This window comes from Methylopila jiangsuensis, assembly GCF_027922305.1.
In the GTDB taxonomy this organism is placed as follows: Bacteria; Pseudomonadota; Alphaproteobacteria; order Rhizobiales; family Methylopilaceae; genus Methylopila; species Methylopila jiangsuensis.
This window is the reverse complement of sequence record NZ_BSFK01000016.1, coordinates 685,572-700,985: the sequence shown is the minus strand read 5'-3', so window position 1 is coordinate 700,985 and position 15,414 is coordinate 685,572. Positions and strand designations below refer to the sequence as shown.

Below are 15,414 nucleotides of genomic sequence, written 5' to 3'. Positions count from 1 at the left end.
TCACGCGCCGGTCATCACCAGATCGTCGCGGTGGATGAGCGCGGAGCGGCCGCGATAGCCGAGCAGCGCCTCGATCTCGGCGGACGGGTGGCCGGCGATGCGGGCGGCCTCGTCCGCGTCATAGGCCACGAGGCCGCGCGCCACCTCCTCGCCGTCCGGCGCGCGCACCACCACGGCGTCGCCGCGGGCGAAGGCGCCTTCCACGCGGGTGACGCCCGCCGGCAGCAGCGAGCGGCCGCGGTTGAGCGCGGAGGCCGCGCCCGCGTCCACGAACAGCGCGCCCCGGGGCGCCACCACGCCGGCGATCCAGCGCTTGCGCGCCTGCGCGGGGTTCTCGCTCGGCAGGAACCAGGTGCAGCGGCCGCCGTCCTCCACCGCCTTGAGCGGGCTGTCCACCTTGCCGGAAGCGATCATCATGTGCATGCCGGCGCCGGTGGCGATGCGGGCCGCGGCGATCTTGGTGCGCATGCCGCCGCGGGACAGCTCCGAGCCCGCGTCGCCGGCGATGGCCTCCACCTGCGAGGTCACGCGCTCCACCACGGGAATGTGGGTCGCGTTCGGGTCCTGGTTCGGCGGCGCGGTGTAGAGCCCGTCGATGTCGGACAGCAGCACCAGGCAGTCCGCCCCCGCCATGGAGGCGACGCGGGCGGCGAGCCGGTCGTTGTCGCCGTAACGGATCTCGGAGGTGGCCACCGTGTCGTTCTCGTTCACCACCGGCACGGCGTGGAGCGCCAGCAGCCGGGCGAGCGTGGCGCGGGCGTTGAGGTAGCGGCCGCGCTCTTCGGTGTCGCCCAGCGTCAGCAGAAGCTGGCCGGCGGTGATGGCGTGGGCGCCCAGCACCTCGGACCACGCGCGGGCGAGCGCGATCTGGCCGACGGAGGCCGCCGCCTGGCTGTCCTCCAGCCTGAGCGGCCCCTTGGGCAGGCCGAGCACCGTGCGGCCGAGCGCGATCGCGCCGGACGACACCACGACCACCTCCGCGCCGCGGCGGGCGTGGCGGGCCAGATCGTCCGCGAGGCTTTCGAGCCAGCGCCGCTTCAGCGCGCCCGCGGTCTGGTCCACGAGCAGCGCCGAGCCGATCTTGACCACGATGCGGTTGAAGGAAGCGAGTGTGGGCGTCGTCACGACAGTCCGCCGGTCTGGTGGGAAGGCGGGTTCCGCATAGGCCCGCGCGGCGCCGCGTTCAAGCCCGGCGGCGCATGGCGGACCTGTCGGCCAGCGCGTCGAAATGCCGTTCGCACAGGCCCTGCAGGTGCTCGGCGAACAGCGCGAACTCCGCCCGGCGGCTCGCGCCCTTGCGCCACACCAGCACCAGACTGCGGGACGAACGGTCGCCGTCGCAGGGGATCATCTTCAGCGGCGCGCCGTCGGCGACGCCCGCCGCCACTGCGATCTCCGGCAGGATGGTGAGGCCGAGGCCGTTGGCGGCGAGCTGCACCAGCGTGGCGATGCTCATGGCCTTGACCTCGCCCAGCTCGTCCTCGGCGCCGAGCCCGGTCAGGTTCAGCACCTGGTCCCGCAGGCAATGGCCCGGCTCCAGCAGCAGGATGCGCTCGCCCGCGAGCTCCTCCGCCACCACCGAGGGACGGCCCGCCAGCCGATGGCCGTTGGCGGCGGCGACGAAGAAGCGGTCCTGCCAGAACGGCGCGGTTTCGCAATCGTCCACCGCCAGCGGCAGCGCCATGATGGCCGCGTCGAGCGCCCCGGAGCGGATGTCGCCGATCAGGGTGCGGCTCAGCGCCTCCCGCACCGACAGGCTCAGCTCCGGAAACGCCTCGCGGATGCTGGGCAGGGCGCGCGGCAGCAGGAACGGCGCGACGGACGGGATGACGCCGAGCCTGAGCCACGAGGTCAGCGGCCGCTCCGCCTGCGCCAGCAGGTTCGGCAGATCGTCCACCTGCGCCACGATCGAGACCGCCCGGTCCACCAGCGCGGCGCCGGCGGCGGTGAGCTCGAACCGGCGGCCGCTGCGCTCGGCGAGCCGCACGCCGAGCGTGGTCTCCATCTCCTGGATGGCGGCGCTCAGCGTCGATTGCGTCACGCCCACGCGCCGGGCCGCGGCGGAGAACGAGCCCAGCTCCGCCAGGGCCACGAAATAGCGCAGCTGCCGCAGCGAAAGGTTGATCACGGTCCGCTCTCCGAAACGCGGCCCCGCCGCGGATTATCGAATGTGGCGATAGTTGGTTTCTTTTTTATCGGTTGGACCGGCGTATAGACCATATGCGAAACAGTTTCACATGCGAGCGCGGTGAAAGCGGCGGACATATTGTCCCGCCCGCGCGTCCCCGCGCGCGCCGGTCACATCCACCCTTGAGCTCATCGGAGCGGATCCATGCTCGGCATCGGCGACACCCTTCCCGAATTCACCGTCACCGGCGTGAAGCCGGGCTTCAACGAACACGAGGAAGGCGGCGTCTCGGCCTTCGAGCCGGTCACCCGCGACAGCTTCCCCGGCAAGTGGAAGATCATCTTCTTCTACCCGAAGGACTTCACCTTCGTCTGCCCGACCGAGATCGCCGAATTCGCCAAGCTGGCGCCCGAGTTCGAGGACCGCGACGCGGTGGTGCTCGGCGGCTCGGCCGACAACGAGTTCGTCAAGCTCGCCTGGCGCCGCAACCACAAGGACCTCGACAAGCTGCCGATCTGGTCCTTCGCCGACACCAGGGGCGAGCTGATCGACGGCCTCGGCGTGCGCTCCGGCGACGGCGTGCCCTACCGTTACACCTTCGTGGTGGACCCGGACAACGTGATCCAGCACGTCTACGCCACCAACCTCAACGTCGGCCGCGCGCCCAAGGACACGCTGCGCGTGCTCGACGCGCTGCAGACCGACGAGCTCTGCCCCTGCAACCGCCAGGTCGGCGGCGAAACCCTGAAGGCGGCCTGATCCGCACTAAAGAGCCTGTTTGAAACCTCGCTCGCCGTCATGCCCGAGCTTGTCTCGGGCATCCACGACTTGAACGTTCAAGCTTGTGATGCCGCCGAAGTCTTGGATAACTGCCTGTGGCGGGCATGACGCGAGCCTAGATTGCGCACTCGCGCAACTTCCAAACAGGCGCCAAGCGCGCGCCACTCGAGCGCGCCGTCATGCCTGCGCCATCGCGCGGACCTGACGGTTCGCCCGTCATCTCCGAGAGAGAACCCTCATGTCGATCGATGCGCTGAAGTCGGCGATCCCGGATTTCGCCAAGGATGTCCGGCTCAACCTGTCCTCCATGGCCTCGGACGAGAGCCTGACGGACCAGCAGAAATACGGCCTGTTCGTCGCCTGCGGCATCGCCTCCCGCAACGCCGCGGTGCGCGACGCGCTGATCGCCGAGGCCGCGCCGAAGCTGTCGCCGGCGGCGCTCGCCGCCGCCAAGTCGGCCGCCGCCATCATGGGCATGAACAACGTCTACTACCGCTTCGTGCATCTGGCCGCGAACAAGGAATACCAGACCATGCCAGCCAAGCTGCGCATGAACGTCATCGGCAATCCGGGCGTGGACAAGATCGACTTCGAGCTGTGGTCGCTCGCCGTCTCCGCCATCAACGGCTGCGGCCTGTGCATCGACTCGCACGAAGAGGTGCTGCGCAAGGGCGAGGTCTCGACCGCGACCATCCAGACCGCGGTGCGCTTCGCCGCCATCATCGCCTCGGCCGCGATCGCGCTGGAGGCCGCCGAGAGCGACACAGGCGCCAGCGCCGCCGCGGCGTGACCTGCGGCTGATCTCCGCCGCGGAAATCAGGGCGACATCCGGCGCGGCGATGTCGCCCTTCCGACTCGTGCTTTCAGAACCTGAGGCCGCCCTCGCCGGAGCGCGGGGCGGCGGCGTCTGGCACGTCCCGGGCTGGGCGGAAAAATAAGCGTAGGATCGGAAGCCGCGTCCGGTTTCCTCGCGCCCCGAAAGACCTCCACATGCGCCCGCTTGCTCTTGGAAAGGCGTTCACGCTCCTCGAACCGGGCCCCGCCGTTCTGGTGACCACCAACGACGGGAAACAGAACAATGTCATGACCATCACCTGGACCATGGTCATGGGGTTCTCGGCGGAATTCGCCATCACCACGGGGCCCTGGAACTATTCCTACGACGCCCTGCGGTCATCCCGGGAATGCGTGATCGCGATCCCGACCATCGACATGCTCGACACCATCGTCGGAATTGGAACCTGCTCCGGCGAAGACACGGACAAGTTCCGGACATTCGGCCTGACGGCTCTGCCAGGGCGACATGTGGGCGCGCCTCTCGTCAAGGAATGTCTGGCGAATATCGAATGCCGCGTCACGGACATCGTCGAACGACACAGCATTGTCGTGCTCGAGGGCGTGGCGGCCTATTACGACGACGCCCGCAAGGAGAAGCGCATGCTGCACGCCGTCGGCGACGGCACCTTCATCGCCGACGGCCGCAGGTTCGATCGCAGGGAGATGATGCGCTCCAAGCTGCCTCCGGGGCTGTGACGGCGGCGGCCCCAGCCTCACCTCGCCCCTGTTCTGGAAGGGGCGGACGTCCCGCCGCGCCTGCCGTCGGCGGAAGAAGCGCAAGCCTCAGGAGCAATGGTCGGCGCAGCCCCTGAGGACGGCGTTGGCGAGCCTGTTCCGGAGCAGGACCAGCGGAACGCCCGACTTGCCGGGCGCGATCAGGAAGCGCCGAATCCCAGATTGACGGGATGCGGGGGCAAGCTCCGCTTGCGTCTCGGAGACGGCAGATCGGTGACAGGCGTATCGCAGGCGACGATCGTCAGATCAAACCCGCGGGCGCGAATCTGCCCCCTCCCCCGTAAGAAGAAGCCATAGTGGAGGCTCTCCGCGCGTTCCGGCACGTCGAGGACGATCACGCGATCCGTCCATTCGCTCGTCCCGGTGATCGCGCCGTCGGTCGGACGCTCCATCATGTTGTCAAAGCGCAGGACAGCCCCGGTGGCGTCGTCGACCCGCATCCAGATCGAGCCAAGCCCCGCTTCCGTGGCCTGAAGCCTCGCCGCCAGCCGGAGCTTTCGGCCGCGATACTCCCCGGCGGAGACGCTCTGCATCAGACACCCGAACAGATCGGCCCGTTCCTCCCCCAGCGCGGGGTCGGTCAAAGCCTCGATCAGAGCGACGCCCGGCGTATCCGGGTCCAACCCCAACTGGAATTTCGTGGCGTCGGTCATGGTCGTCGGACGCCACCCCGCAGCCTGCGGCAGAGGCGCCCGGCGAGAGCCCAGCCGCGCGATGAGCGCGGACAGCGTGTTCCAGTCGGCGGCCCCGAATTGCTTCGCGACAAGTTCGAGACAGACGCCGTGGGGCAGCGCGTGGCCCTTCTCCGCCAGAGCCTCCCTGAGATCCCTGGCCATGGATTTGGCGTTCAGAAAGTTGCGCACGGGCTCAAGCCTTCCCGGGCGGCGGACAAGGTCAGGGCTCGCATTGCTGACGGGCCGCCCAGAGGGGTCGAACCGATGATCGGCGGCGCATTCACCATTCCCGAGACGGGAGCGAGCGGCGGGCTGCGCAGGCCCAACGCGATCGGAGCATGAGTCGGCGCCCGCCGCAAAGACAAAGCGGCGGCGCGAAAACCAGTGGCGTTACGGCCGCCAGCTCTCCTGCTTCAGCTTCGGCATGGCCTCCGCCTCCTCCTGCGCCTTGGCCTCGTCGATGACGGCGAGCAACTGGCGCAGGGTCGCCTCCACCGCCTCGCCGGACTGGGACGACAGCGCGATCGGCGTGCGCTTGGCGGCGCGCTTCAGGCGGGCGAGCTGCTCTTTCCGGAGCTCCGGCGACAGCGAATCCGCCTTGGACAGCGCCACGATCTCGGGCTTGTCCGTCAGGCCGCCGCCATAGGCCTCCAGCTCGCCGCGCACCACCTTGTAGGCCTGGCCCGCATGCTCGCAGGTCCCGTCCACCAGATGCAGCAGCACCCGGCAGCGCTCCACATGGCCGAGGAAGCGGTCGCCCAGGCCCACGCCCTCATGGGCGCCCTCGATCAGGCCCGGAATGTCCGCCATCACGAACTCGCGCCCGTCCACGCCCACCACGCCCAGATTGGGGTGCAGCGTGGTGAAGGGGTAGTCGGCGATCTTGGGCCGCGCCGCCGAGACCGCGGCGAGAAAGGTGGACTTGCCGGCGTTCGGCAGGCCCACGAGGCCGGCGTCGGCGATCAGCTTCAGCCGCAGCCAGACCCAGCGCTCCTCGCCCTCCTGCCCCGGATTGGCGCGGCGCGGGGCCTGGTTGGTGGCGGTCTTGAAATAGGCGTTGCCGAAGCCGCCGTTGCCGCCGCGGCAGAGCACGATCCGCTGGCCCACCTCGGTCAGGTCGGCGAGCAGCGTCTCCTCGTCCTCGTCCAGCACCTGGGTGCCCACCGGCACCTTCAGCACGGTGTCGCCGCCATTGGCGCCGGTGCGGTTCTTGCCCATGCCGTGGACGCCGGTCTTGGCCTTGAAGTGCTGCTTGAAGCGGTAGTCGATCAGGGTGTTGAGGCCCTGCACGCACTCCACCACCACGTCGCCGCCGCGGCCGCCGTCGCCGCCGTCCGGGCCGCCGAACTCGATGAACTTCTCGCGCCGGAACGAGACGCAGCCCGCGCCGCCGTCGCCGGAGCGCACATAGACCTTGGCCTGATCGAGAAACTTCATGGCGCCACGCAACTTCGTTTCGGCCGGGGCCAAGGCGGCCGCCGGGTCGGTGAGGTCATAGCACGAGCCGGGGGCGGACGCCGCCCGGCCCGTGCGTGGAATCAGCCCGCCGCCAGATGGAACGCCGCCGGCGCCCATTCACGGAAGGACAGGAAGGTGTCGCGGTCCAGCCGGAACTGGTCCGCCGCCACCGGCCCGCCGGCGGAGGGACGGACCAGGCCCGAGCCCTCCCACTGGAAGCCGCAGCGGATGATCACCTGCCGCGTCGCCCAGTCCGTGGAGCGGCAGCTGGTGCGCACGGCGTCGGCCGCGCCCCAGCGGAACGCGGCCTCGATGGTCGCCCGCGCCGCCTCCGTCATCAGGCCGCGGCCGCGATGATCGACGCCGAGCCAGAAGCCGAGATCGACCACGCCCGGCTCCGCCGCCCGCCAGCCGATCGTGCCCACCAGTTCGCCGGTCTCCTTCAGCCGCATCAGCAGCCGGAGACTCGCCGGGCGCGGCTCCCGCGCCGCGCGCAGGATGAAGACGCGCGCCTCGTCGAGCTGCCCCAGCATGGCCGCGGTCTGGGCGGTGGCGAGCCCCACCGGCCGGTCCGCCGGCAGCCGCGCCGTCTCCTCCACATCCGCAAGCGTCGGCGTGCGCAAGTGAAGCCGCGCCGTCTCGATCGCCGGCTGGCGCGCCCTCCAGTCCGCGCGCGTGAGCCGGGAGATCACATGCTCCACCGTGTCGCGCCGCGCCAGCGACCGCTCCCGCGTCACGCCGCAGGGCTGGAAGCCGAGCCGGCGGAGCAGCCGCCCGGAGGCGGGGTTGTCCACCATGTGCAGCGCCTCGGTCGCCGCCATCCTCGTGGCCGCGAAGGCGAAATCCAAGAAGGCGCCGACCGCGCGCGTCCCGATCCCCCGCCCCTGCCACGGCCGCGCCAGCCAGTAGCCGAGCCTCACGGCCCCGCCGGCCGGGCTGAGCGAGACCATGCCGGCGAGGGCGCCGTCCACCGACACGCCCGCGCACAGCAGCGCCCGATCCTGCTCCGCCCGGTCGAGCCAGTCCTGCGCGTCCGCCAGCGTGTAAGGGTGCGGCACCCGGCCGAGGTTGCGGGCGACCTCGAAATCGCCGAGGCCCGCGGCGATGGCCGGGGCGTCGGCGGCGGTCAGGCGGCGCAGCCGCACCGCAGGCGAAGCGGTCTGGCAATCCTCGGCGAACAGCGACGGCGCGAAGCTGAAGCCGGGCGGGGAAACGTCGTGCTGGGGCGGCATGGGACCGGCCTTCCGAAACGGCGGCGGGGGAGAACGGATCGCCCGTCTCCCCCGCCGTTCGGACCTCTCGGTCTCAGTCCGTCCGCCGGGGATCAGGGCCCGGCGGGACGCGTCGCGTCAGCCCGCCGTCATTCCGCAGCTTCGGCCGCTGCGGCCGTGGTGACGTTCACGTAGGTGCGGCCGTTGGCTTTCGACACGAACAGCACCTTGCCTTCCGCGGTGGCGAACAGGGTGTGGTCCTTGCCGATGCCGACATTCGCGCCCGGATGCCAGCGCGTGCCGCGCTGACGCACGATGATGTTGCCCGGAATCACGGCTTCGCCGCCGAACTTCTTGACGCCGAGGCGCCGGCCTTCGGAGTCGCGGCCGTTGCGGGAGGAGCCGCCTGCCTTCTTGTGAGCCATCGGTGTTCTCCTTCTGCCTCAGCCGATCAGTTCTTGGCGCCCGACAGGCCCACGATCTTCACGATCGTGTAGTCCTGGCGATGGCCGCGCTTGCGCTTGGAGTTCTGGCGGCGACGCTTCTTGAAGGCGATGACCTTCTCGCCGCGCGCGTGCTCGACGATCTCGGCCGCGACCGAGGCGCCCGAGACGAAGGGCGCGCCGATCGACACGTCCTCGCCCGCGCCGATGGCGAGAATCTCGCCGAACTCCACCTTCGCGCCGGCGTCGCCCGAAAGCTTGCCGACGGTGATCACGTCGCCTTCGGCGACCCGGTGCTGCTTGCCACCGGTCTTGATGACTGCGAACATCGTTTTGTCCCGTGTTCCTGCCGCGCTCGACGAACCGGCGCGGCTTCTTGGCAGTCTGGGTTGGTCCCAAACAATGCGGCGCGGCAAGCCGATGAGGCCCGCCGCGCCAGCGCGTGGAGCTACCCGAAAACCCCTCTGCGGTCAAGGACGCGCGCGCCGCCGTCCGTTGAACCGCCCGCGGTCACGGCGCGCGCGACGGATTCGGGCGTCGCGGGACGCGCCGGTGCCCTATCCGGACGGCGCGTCAGGGCCTTGCGTTCGATCGTCCCGCGCCGGCTGCGGCCGGGCCTGCCTCAAGGAGCTCTTGCGTTGGCCGCCCCGCCATCCACAGGCCCGCGGCGGCGGCGACGGGAAAGTGCGACGGCCCTGTTGCAATCCTCCGCGGCTTGGGGCATAGACCGCCTCGTCGCCGGCCGGAAACGATCGGCGCAAAAGTGAGCGGGCGTAGCTCAGGGGTAGAGCACAACCTTGCCAAGGTTGGGGTCGAGGGTTCGAATCCCTTCGCCCGCTCCAATTATCTTTTAATATAGGTATGTTACGTCAGGCCGCCGCAAGGCGGCCTCGTCGTTTCAATTCCGGGTCGCCACCGGGTCGCCACGCGGATGAAATGGCTCTCGGGTTCATGCGTCGCCCCTCCTCATTCCGTCGCCCTGCCGATATAGAGGTAGAGGTAGCGATAGAGCGCTGGGGGTAGTTCGCTTCCCACGGCCCGCTCTCGCGATCTCACATAGCGCTGTAGAGAGCGGGCGGCGGGAAGGGAACGGGGGCATTCGTTGGTGGGTGGGGAGGACGGGCGCTATTTGTATTTTTCGCCGCGCTCTTGGCAGTGCGCCCGCACACGTGCAATCCAGGCGTCAAACCAAACCAACGTTCCTTTGTAGTCCCCCGCACAACCGAAGCCCTTCGCCGGTTCTTTGGCATCAAGGCTCCTCCATAGTTCGGTATGATTGTGCTGCTTGAAAGTTGAATAGCCTTCGGCCTGCATCGTTTTGACCACTTGCGCCGCGGTGTATCGCTTTTTGTTGACTTCCTTTAGCAGTACCCGACTAACTTCTCTTGCTTCCTCCGAATCCGCCTTAATAAACTCAATGGCGAGATCGGCGTTTGACGCGCGGTTACCGACCTTCGGGACAAAGGCCACGCGGTAGGCAAAACGCGGGTCAGCTTGTTCCTCTTCGGTAAGTCCGTGATGAAAGTCGTTCATCATCGCTTCGATGTGGGCTGGAAGCGAACTTGCCTTCTTGAGCACCGCGCGCTGATCTGAGCTGAAGGTTACGAACTGGAGTGCTATGGGCAAGCGCCGCTCCAGACCGTACTGCGTGCCGAAAAGGGATTTGATCGAGTCGTTGAAATTGATGCAGCAGGCTTGAAGTTTCGCGCTGACCGCGTCGTCTATCCGGCCGGTAGAACGATGTTCAATTTCGTGTCGGATTTCCAAAAGAAACTCAATGTTCTTAATGGCGCCCACAGGAACAGGGCATCGCGCATGTTTGAGGCATCCCCCCAGTTCCCAATAACAATCTTCGCCCTGCTTTGTCTTCTTAATGGCACCGTCCGCCTCCTTGTAGCGGTAGTCGATACCTTCGCGCCGAAACCATGCGTGCAAAAGGTAGGTCCAGGCGATGATACTGCTCACGATGAACAGTTCAGAGCGAAAGGTTAGGCCAGCTCCGTTGAAGATGTGAACGGCGGCAATCATTGCCTCTCGCGCCTTAATGAGAAGCTCGTCTCCTCGAATGCTCAGGCCCGTCTGCGGGTCCACGTCAGGCCATGTCGCCAAGAATTCGCCCAAAGCCTCATTGGTCGCCGCTTTGACTGCTGTGTGTTTCTCGTTCTTTCTGATTTCAGCGATGGCGCGGTGGTTCACCGAGCGCGTTGGACGTGTGAAGTACGCAAGAATGTCTTGGTCGTTCGGCCAATCCCCTCGCGCAACCATCGCCTTGATAAGCGCGATTTCCCATTTTTCGAGACCATTTCCCCGTCTGCGGATCGGCACGTATCTCTGTCCCCCAAAGCGGCCACCCAGGCCTGCCCCTACTCTTCAAACGCCACCGTCAGCCGTCGTTCACGCCGCGTAGTCAATGGCTATTGGACTGGCGTAAAGGCCTTCCGCGCTCGTAGCTGCCATCACCGCTGCTCTCACGTCTTCTTTCGTCATGTCCAGCATTCGGTAGGCTCCGCTCTTGGTCTTGGAAACGGCCTCTATACGCCGATAGGTTTCCAGATTGCCCGCAGCATACTCAGCCAGCCCTTTCAGCTTGGGCATGGCGTCGGCCAAGTAGTCCCCGTGCGGATCGACCAAATCGGCCGCAACGCTGCCATCATCCAGCCGGGAAAAGAAGATGAAATCCGAGCGTAGAAGCCTATTCTCGCCAGCTTCCTCGTAGATCACCCCCAGCGAGTCTTGGCTTGCACGGTCAGGGTTCCGGTACCAGCCGATGCTTCCTTCCCGTTGAAGCTCGGCATTGAGCACGGCGGGTTCCCATGTCAAACCGGCGCTGTTCGGAAATATGCCATCCCCGTCACATAGCAAATGACGTTCGTATCGGGGCAGATCGTATTCCTTACCGTTCGGCTCTCTCGCGGTCGTCGGTTGAAGCCACATATGCGGACGCGCAATATCGACCGGGAGCGGATCGGCGCTCATTTTGCTGATCTGCCGATAGACTTCCTGCCGCTCATCGGTGATGAGCCTTGATGTCGTCGTGGTATTTGCCCAGCCAATCCTTCGCTAGTCTCTCGGCGGCGGCCTTAAGGTCGCTTTTGACACCCAGCACAAGGCCGATTGCGGCGATGGTGGTATGGGCTTCGATGAGCGCTTCTTCCTCGTCATCTGCGTCGTCTATCTGCGATGCCAAATGCTCGGCATAGGTTGTCGCCAAGTCGGGACTGATCGTCCGACCGGCGCGCCTGTATGCGTCTTCGATCACGGCGTAGTCGGCAGCTTCTACGAAATCATCGAAGGTCATCGCCTGTGTCTGCACGTCCGTCAGAACGGCCTTGCCTTCGACGGTCAGGACCGACTGGCGCGCGTTCTTGATCTCTGCGGCGTATCGCGCTTGCACATCGTCCAGCACCTTGTGCATCTCGGCATGGGCCTTCTTGCCGGCATCAGGCAGAAGCGCGTCCATTGCCAGTTCATGCGCCAGCGCGGTGAGGCGCTTGACTGGGCGGGCTTGCTTCCTCGTCAGGGTTTGCGACGGTAAGAACAGGAGCTTTTCCCAAACATCCTCAGGAATCGCCGGATTCGGCTTCATCTCGCGGGGGTTGATGAGGACACGACGGCCCGGTAACTCCTCTCCACTTTCGCCACCGGTCATCAACTCGGTGACGACTGCGGTGACGGATTGCTTGTTGAAGTGCGGCAGGAGGCAGTCCACGGCGTTCAGGCGGTCATTGCCCGACATGCGGCGCGCGAGCGGCGTTCGCACCATGCGCCCAAGTAGCTGTGTGATGTGGGTCTTGTCGGTCGCGGCGCGGATGTTCGGCGATTGGGCGCGCCTCAGCCCAAGATCGCCCGCACGCAATCCTTCGCCTCCACCCGGCCCTCCCAGTCGCGGGGATAGCCGAGCGAGACCTCGTGATAGGCGACGCCGGCGTCGCGCTTCACGCCCCGCATGTGGATGTGGCCGTAAACCACGGCGCAGGCGTTGTAGCGCGACGGCCAGCGCTGCGTCCGCGTGGTGCCGCACCAGGGCGAAAAGCGCGGGATGCGGGGCAGGCGCACGTCGCGGGCGCGCAGCGGCCAGTGGTTGACGAGCACGGTGGGCAGGCCGTCGGCGCAGGCCGCCTCCAGCCGGCGCTCGGTCTCCGCGCAGCGCGCCCGGCACCAGGCGGCGCGGTCGGCGTAGGGCGCGGGGTCGAGCCGCAGTTCGTCCACGCTGCCTATGCCCTCCTCCCGCGCCCAGAGCACCACGTCCTCGATCGCCACGTCCGACGGCCGGAAGCTGTAGTCGAACAGGGTAAACAGCGGCGCGATCCGCACGGCCCGGCCCCCGAAGGCCACGACCGGATAGGGATCCTCCGGCGTCAGCACGCCTCGCGCCCGGCACAGCGCCGCCATGCGCTCGTAGCGCTCCACGCCGCCGGGAGCGGAGCGCGGCAGCCGCCAGAGTTCATGGTTGCCCGGCGTCCAGACCAGCTGCGCGTAACGCGGCTGCAGCGCGTCGAAGGCGAGGTTCAGGTGGTCCTCGGTCTCGCCCACGTCGCCGGCGAGGATCAGCCAGTCGTCGGGGCGCGCGTCGAAACGCGCGAGCGCCAGACGGTTGGCGGCGGAGGACAGGTGCAGGTCGGAGACGGCGTAGAGCTTCACGCGGCCTTGACGAAGCTGTCGACCACGCGCTTGTGCCCGGCCTTGTCGAAGGCGACGGTGAGCTTGTTGCCGTCCACCTCCACCACCGTGCCGTTGCCGAACTTCTGGTGGAACACCCGCGCGCCCTCCTTGAAGGCGGAGCGCGGGGCGGAGGACGAGGCCACCAGCTCGCCCTCGATGGTCATGGGCCCGCTCCGGCGCGCGCCGGGACCGGGCGAGGCGGCGCCCCGGCTCTCCTGCGCCCTGCGCCAGCCCGGCGTGTCATAGGTGGAGGCGAAGGGCTCCGCCTTGTCGAACCGGCTCGCGCCATAGGCGCCGCCCATGCCGCCATAGGCCCCGCCGTAAGCGGCGGGGGCCTCGATCACGTCCACGTCCGCCTCCGGCAGCTCGTCCAGGAAGCGCGACGGGATCGACGACTGCCACAGCCCGTGGATGCGGCGGTTGGAGGCGAACCACACCTTGGCGCGCCGCCGGGCGCGGGTGAGGCCCACGTAGGCGAGCCGCCGCTCCTCCTCGAGGCCGGCGCGGCCGCTCTCGTCCAGCGCGCGCTGGTGGGGGAACAGCCCCTCCTCCCAGCCCGGCAGGAACACGGTGTCGTATTCGAGCCCCTTGGCGGCGTGCAGCGTCATGATGGTGACCGCGTCCTCGCCCCGGCCGGCGTCCGCGTCCATCACCAGCGACACATGCTCGAGGAAGCCGCGCAGGTTCTCGAACGGCTCCATGGAGCGCACCAGCTCCTTCAGGTTCTCGAGCCGCCCCTGGGCCTCCGCGGACCGGTCCTTGGTCCACATGTCGGTGTAGCCGCTTTCCTCCAGCACCCGCTCGGCGAGCTCGGACTGGGGAACGTTGTCCACCAGCGCCGCCCAGCGGTCGAAGGCCTGCACCAGCTCCTTAAGCGCCGCCTTGGGCTTCGGCTTGAGGTCCGGCCCCGCCACCAGCCGCCGCGCGGCCTCCAGCATGGGCACCTCGTCGGCGCGGGAGCGCTCGGTGATCTGCTTCAGCGCCGCGTCGCCCAGCCCCCGCTTCGGCGTGTTGACGATGCGCTCGAAAGCGAGCCCGTCCGCCGGGCTCGCCACCACGCGCAGATAGGCCATGGCGTCGCGGATTTCGGCGCGCTCGTAGAAGCGCGGGCCGCCGATGACCCGGTACGGCAGGCCGAGCGTGATGAAGCGTTCCTCGAACTCGCGCATCTGGAACGAGGCCCGCACCAGAATGGCGATCTCGTCCAGTTTGTGGCCCTTGGACTGCAGCGCCTCGATCTCGTCGCCGATCTGGCGCGCCTCCTCGCCGGAATCCCACGCGCCGGCCACCGTCACCTTGTCGCCGAGCTCGGTCTGGGGCTTGAGCGTCTTGCCGAGCCGGCCCTGATTGTGGGCGATGAGATGGGAGGCCGCATTCAGGATGTGGCCGGTGGAGCGGTAGTTCCGTTCGAGCCGCACCACCTTGGCGCCCGGAAAGTCCCGGTCGAAGCGCAGGATGTTCTCCACCTCGGCGCCGCGCCAGCCGTAGATCGACTGGTCGTCGTCGCCGACGCAGGCGAGGTTGGTCGAGCCCCGCGCCAGCAGCCTGAGCCACAGATACTGCGCCACGTTGGTGTCCTGATACTCGTCCACCAGCATGTATCTGAAGCGGCGGTGATACTGCTCCAGCACGTCCGGGTGGTCGCGGAACAGCTTGATCGGCTCCAGCAGCAGATCGCCGAAGTCCACCGCGTTGAGCTGCTTCAGCCGCGCCTGATAGAGGGCGTAGAGTTCCGCGCCGCGGCCGTTGGCGAAGCCCTGCGCCTCGCCCGCCGGCACGTCCTTCGGGGCGAGCGCCCGGTTCTTCCAGCCGTCGATGGCGAAGGCGAGCTGGCGCGCAGGCCAGCGCTTGTCGTCGATGTTCTCGGCGGCGAGCACCTGCTTCAGCAGCCGGATCTGGTCGTCGGTGTCGAGGATGGTGAAGCTGGAGGCGAGCCCCGCCAGCTCCGCGTGCCGGCGCAGGATGCGCGTGCCGATGGAGTGGAAGGTGCCGAGCCACTGCATGCCCTCCGCCGCCTGTCCCAGCAGCTTCCCCACCCGCTCGCGCATCTCCCGCGCGGCCTTGTTGGTGAAGGTGACGGCGAGGATCTCGTACGGCCGCGCCAGCCCCAGCGCGAGGATGTGGGCGATGCGGGTGGTGAGCACCCGGGTCTTGCCGGTGCCGGCGCCCGCCAGCACCAGCAGCGGGCCGTCCAGCGTCTCCACCGCCTCGCGCTGCTCGGGGTTCAGGCCCGACAGGTAGTCGGCCGCGGCCGCCGGGCGCGCCATGGCGGCGGCGCGGGCGGCGATGCCGCCGGGGCGCGGCGCCGGAACGACGTCGTCCGCCTCGGACAGCGGATCGAACGGATAGGCGGAGGATGCGGACAACGGCGTCAGGTCTTTCGCGGCGGGCTTCGGGGCGCGCGCGGCGATTCGGCTGAGCGCGCGATCAGCGGTGAAGATGGCGCCCCCTGGCGCCGATTGCGAGGCTTTGCGTTCGCCAAAGGT

At 68.1% G+C, this 15,414-nt stretch carries 15 protein-coding genes and 1 tRNA gene; 4 read left to right on the top strand and 12 right to left on the bottom strand.

Going from position 1 to position 15,414, the window contains the following annotated elements:
- On the bottom strand, positions 1–1,125 hold the full coding sequence (gene proB / locus PKE85_RS16155; RefSeq protein ID WP_271205788.1) for a glutamate 5-kinase: 1,125 nt from the start codon (positions 1,123–1,125) through the stop codon (positions 1–3).
- A 58-nt stretch (positions 1,126–1,183) separates the two neighbouring features.
- Positions 1,184–2,128, bottom strand: a complete 945-nt coding sequence (locus PKE85_RS16150; protein WP_271205787.1) for a hydrogen peroxide-inducible genes activator — start codon at positions 2,126–2,128, stop codon at positions 1,184–1,186.
- Between the two features lie 204 nt (positions 2,129–2,332).
- Here PKE85_RS16150 and PKE85_RS16145 point away from each other — a divergent pair, with 204 nt between their 5' ends.
- From PKE85_RS16145 to PKE85_RS16135, 3 genes are all read left to right on the top strand, one after another.
- Positions 2,333–2,887 carry a peroxiredoxin gene (locus PKE85_RS16145; RefSeq protein WP_271205786.1) on the top strand — a complete coding sequence of 185 codons (555 nt, stop codon included), beginning with the start codon at positions 2,333–2,335 and terminating at the stop codon, positions 2,885–2,887.
- A 259-nt stretch (positions 2,888–3,146) separates the two neighbouring features.
- Complete coding sequence (gene ahpD / locus PKE85_RS16140; RefSeq protein ID WP_271205785.1) at positions 3,147–3,698, top strand: alkylhydroperoxidase, AhpD family; 552 nt, start codon at positions 3,147–3,149, stop codon at positions 3,696–3,698.
- A gap of 200 nt (positions 3,699–3,898) precedes the next feature.
- On the top strand, positions 3,899–4,441 hold the full coding sequence (locus tag PKE85_RS16135) for a flavin reductase family protein (RefSeq protein WP_271205784.1): 543 nt from the start codon (positions 3,899–3,901) through the stop codon (positions 4,439–4,441).
- A gap of 179 nt (positions 4,442–4,620) precedes the next feature.
- On the opposite strand, the gene PKE85_RS16130 is transcribed toward PKE85_RS16135, so the two are convergent.
- The 5 genes from PKE85_RS16130 to rplU all read right to left on the bottom strand — a co-directional run bounded on the left by PKE85_RS16130 (position 4,621) and on the right by rplU (position 8,595).
- Entirely contained in the window at positions 4,621–5,343 is a 723-nt protein-coding gene (locus tag PKE85_RS16130; protein ID WP_271205783.1) for a glyoxalase superfamily protein, read from the bottom strand.
- A gap of 201 nt (positions 5,344–5,544) precedes the next feature.
- The gene (obgE, locus tag PKE85_RS16125) at positions 5,545–6,591 is read right to left on the bottom strand and encodes a GTPase ObgE (protein ID WP_271205782.1); all 1,047 of its coding nucleotides are present in this window, start codon (positions 6,589–6,591) and stop codon (positions 5,545–5,547) included.
- A 101-nt stretch (positions 6,592–6,692) separates the two neighbouring features.
- Positions 6,693–7,844, bottom strand: coding sequence for a GNAT family N-acetyltransferase (locus PKE85_RS16120; protein ID WP_271205781.1), 1,152 nt, complete (start codon positions 7,842–7,844; stop codon positions 6,693–6,695).
- A gap of 128 nt (positions 7,845–7,972) precedes the next feature.
- Positions 7,973–8,248 (bottom strand): 50S ribosomal protein L27, encoded by a 276-nt coding sequence (rpmA, locus tag PKE85_RS16115; RefSeq protein WP_271205780.1) that lies wholly within the window; start codon positions 8,246–8,248, stop codon positions 7,973–7,975.
- A 26-nt stretch (positions 8,249–8,274) separates the two neighbouring features.
- Positions 8,275–8,595, bottom strand: coding sequence for a 50S ribosomal protein L21 (gene rplU / locus PKE85_RS16110; protein WP_271205779.1), 321 nt, complete (start codon positions 8,593–8,595; stop codon positions 8,275–8,277).
- A 438-nt stretch (positions 8,596–9,033) separates the two neighbouring features.
- Between rplU and PKE85_RS16105 the strand changes: the two genes are divergently transcribed.
- Positions 9,034–9,108 (top strand) — tRNA-Gly (locus PKE85_RS16105).
- A 283-nt stretch (positions 9,109–9,391) separates the two neighbouring features.
- On the opposite strand, the gene PKE85_RS16100 is transcribed toward PKE85_RS16105, so the two are convergent.
- The 5 genes from PKE85_RS16100 to PKE85_RS16080 form a co-directional block, all read right to left on the bottom strand.
- On the bottom strand, positions 9,392–10,591 hold the full coding sequence (locus PKE85_RS16100; protein WP_271205778.1) for a DUF3644 domain-containing protein: 1,200 nt from the start codon (positions 10,589–10,591) through the stop codon (positions 9,392–9,394).
- Between the two features lie 69 nt (positions 10,592–10,660).
- A complete protein-coding gene (locus tag PKE85_RS16095; RefSeq protein ID WP_271205777.1) occupies positions 10,661–11,242 on the bottom strand; it encodes a hypothetical protein in 582 nt (193 codons plus the stop codon).
- Positions 11,243–11,273: 31 nt separating this feature from the next.
- Positions 11,274–12,122 carry a hypothetical protein gene (locus tag PKE85_RS16090; RefSeq protein WP_271205776.1) on the bottom strand — a complete coding sequence of 283 codons (849 nt, stop codon included), beginning with the start codon at positions 12,120–12,122 and terminating at the stop codon, positions 11,274–11,276.
- The gene (locus tag PKE85_RS16085; RefSeq protein WP_271205775.1) at positions 12,098–12,907 is read right to left on the bottom strand and encodes a metallophosphoesterase family protein; all 810 of its coding nucleotides are present in this window, start codon (positions 12,905–12,907) and stop codon (positions 12,098–12,100) included. Before PKE85_RS16085 ends, PKE85_RS16090 begins: the two co-directional genes overlap by 25 nt.
- A complete protein-coding gene (locus tag PKE85_RS16080; protein WP_271206089.1) occupies positions 12,904–15,261 on the bottom strand; it encodes an ATP-dependent helicase in 2,358 nt (785 codons plus the stop codon). The genes PKE85_RS16085 and PKE85_RS16080 overlap by 4 nt, the downstream gene beginning before the upstream one ends.
- Positions 15,262–15,414: the final 153 nt, after the last annotated feature.

Excerpts from the sequence above, each read along its gene's own strand:
- rplU (WP_271205779.1), bottom strand. The coding sequence starts at position 8,595 with ATGTTCGCAGTCATCAAGACCGGTGGCAAGCAGCACCGGGTCGCCGAA.
- rpmA (WP_271205780.1), bottom strand. The coding sequence starts at position 8,248 with ATGGCTCACAAGAAGGCAGGCGGCTCCTCCCGCAACGGCCGCGACTCC.
- PKE85_RS16120 (WP_271205781.1), bottom strand. The coding sequence starts at position 7,844 with ATGCCGCCCCAGCACGACGTTTCCCCGCCCGGCTTCAGCTTCGCGCCG.
- ahpD (WP_271205785.1), top strand. The coding sequence starts at position 3,147 with ATGTCGATCGATGCGCTGAAGTCGGCGATCCCGGATTTCGCCAAGGAT.
- PKE85_RS16145 (WP_271205786.1), top strand. The coding sequence starts at position 2,333 with ATGCTCGGCATCGGCGACACCCTTCCCGAATTCACCGTCACCGGCGTG.
- PKE85_RS16095 (WP_271205777.1), bottom strand. The coding sequence starts at position 11,242 with ATGAGCGCCGATCCGCTCCCGGTCGATATTGCGCGTCCGCATATGTGG.
- PKE85_RS16135 (WP_271205784.1), top strand. The coding sequence starts at position 3,899 with ATGCGCCCGCTTGCTCTTGGAAAGGCGTTCACGCTCCTCGAACCGGGC.
- obgE (WP_271205782.1), bottom strand. The coding sequence starts at position 6,591 with ATGAAGTTTCTCGATCAGGCCAAGGTCTATGTGCGCTCCGGCGACGGC.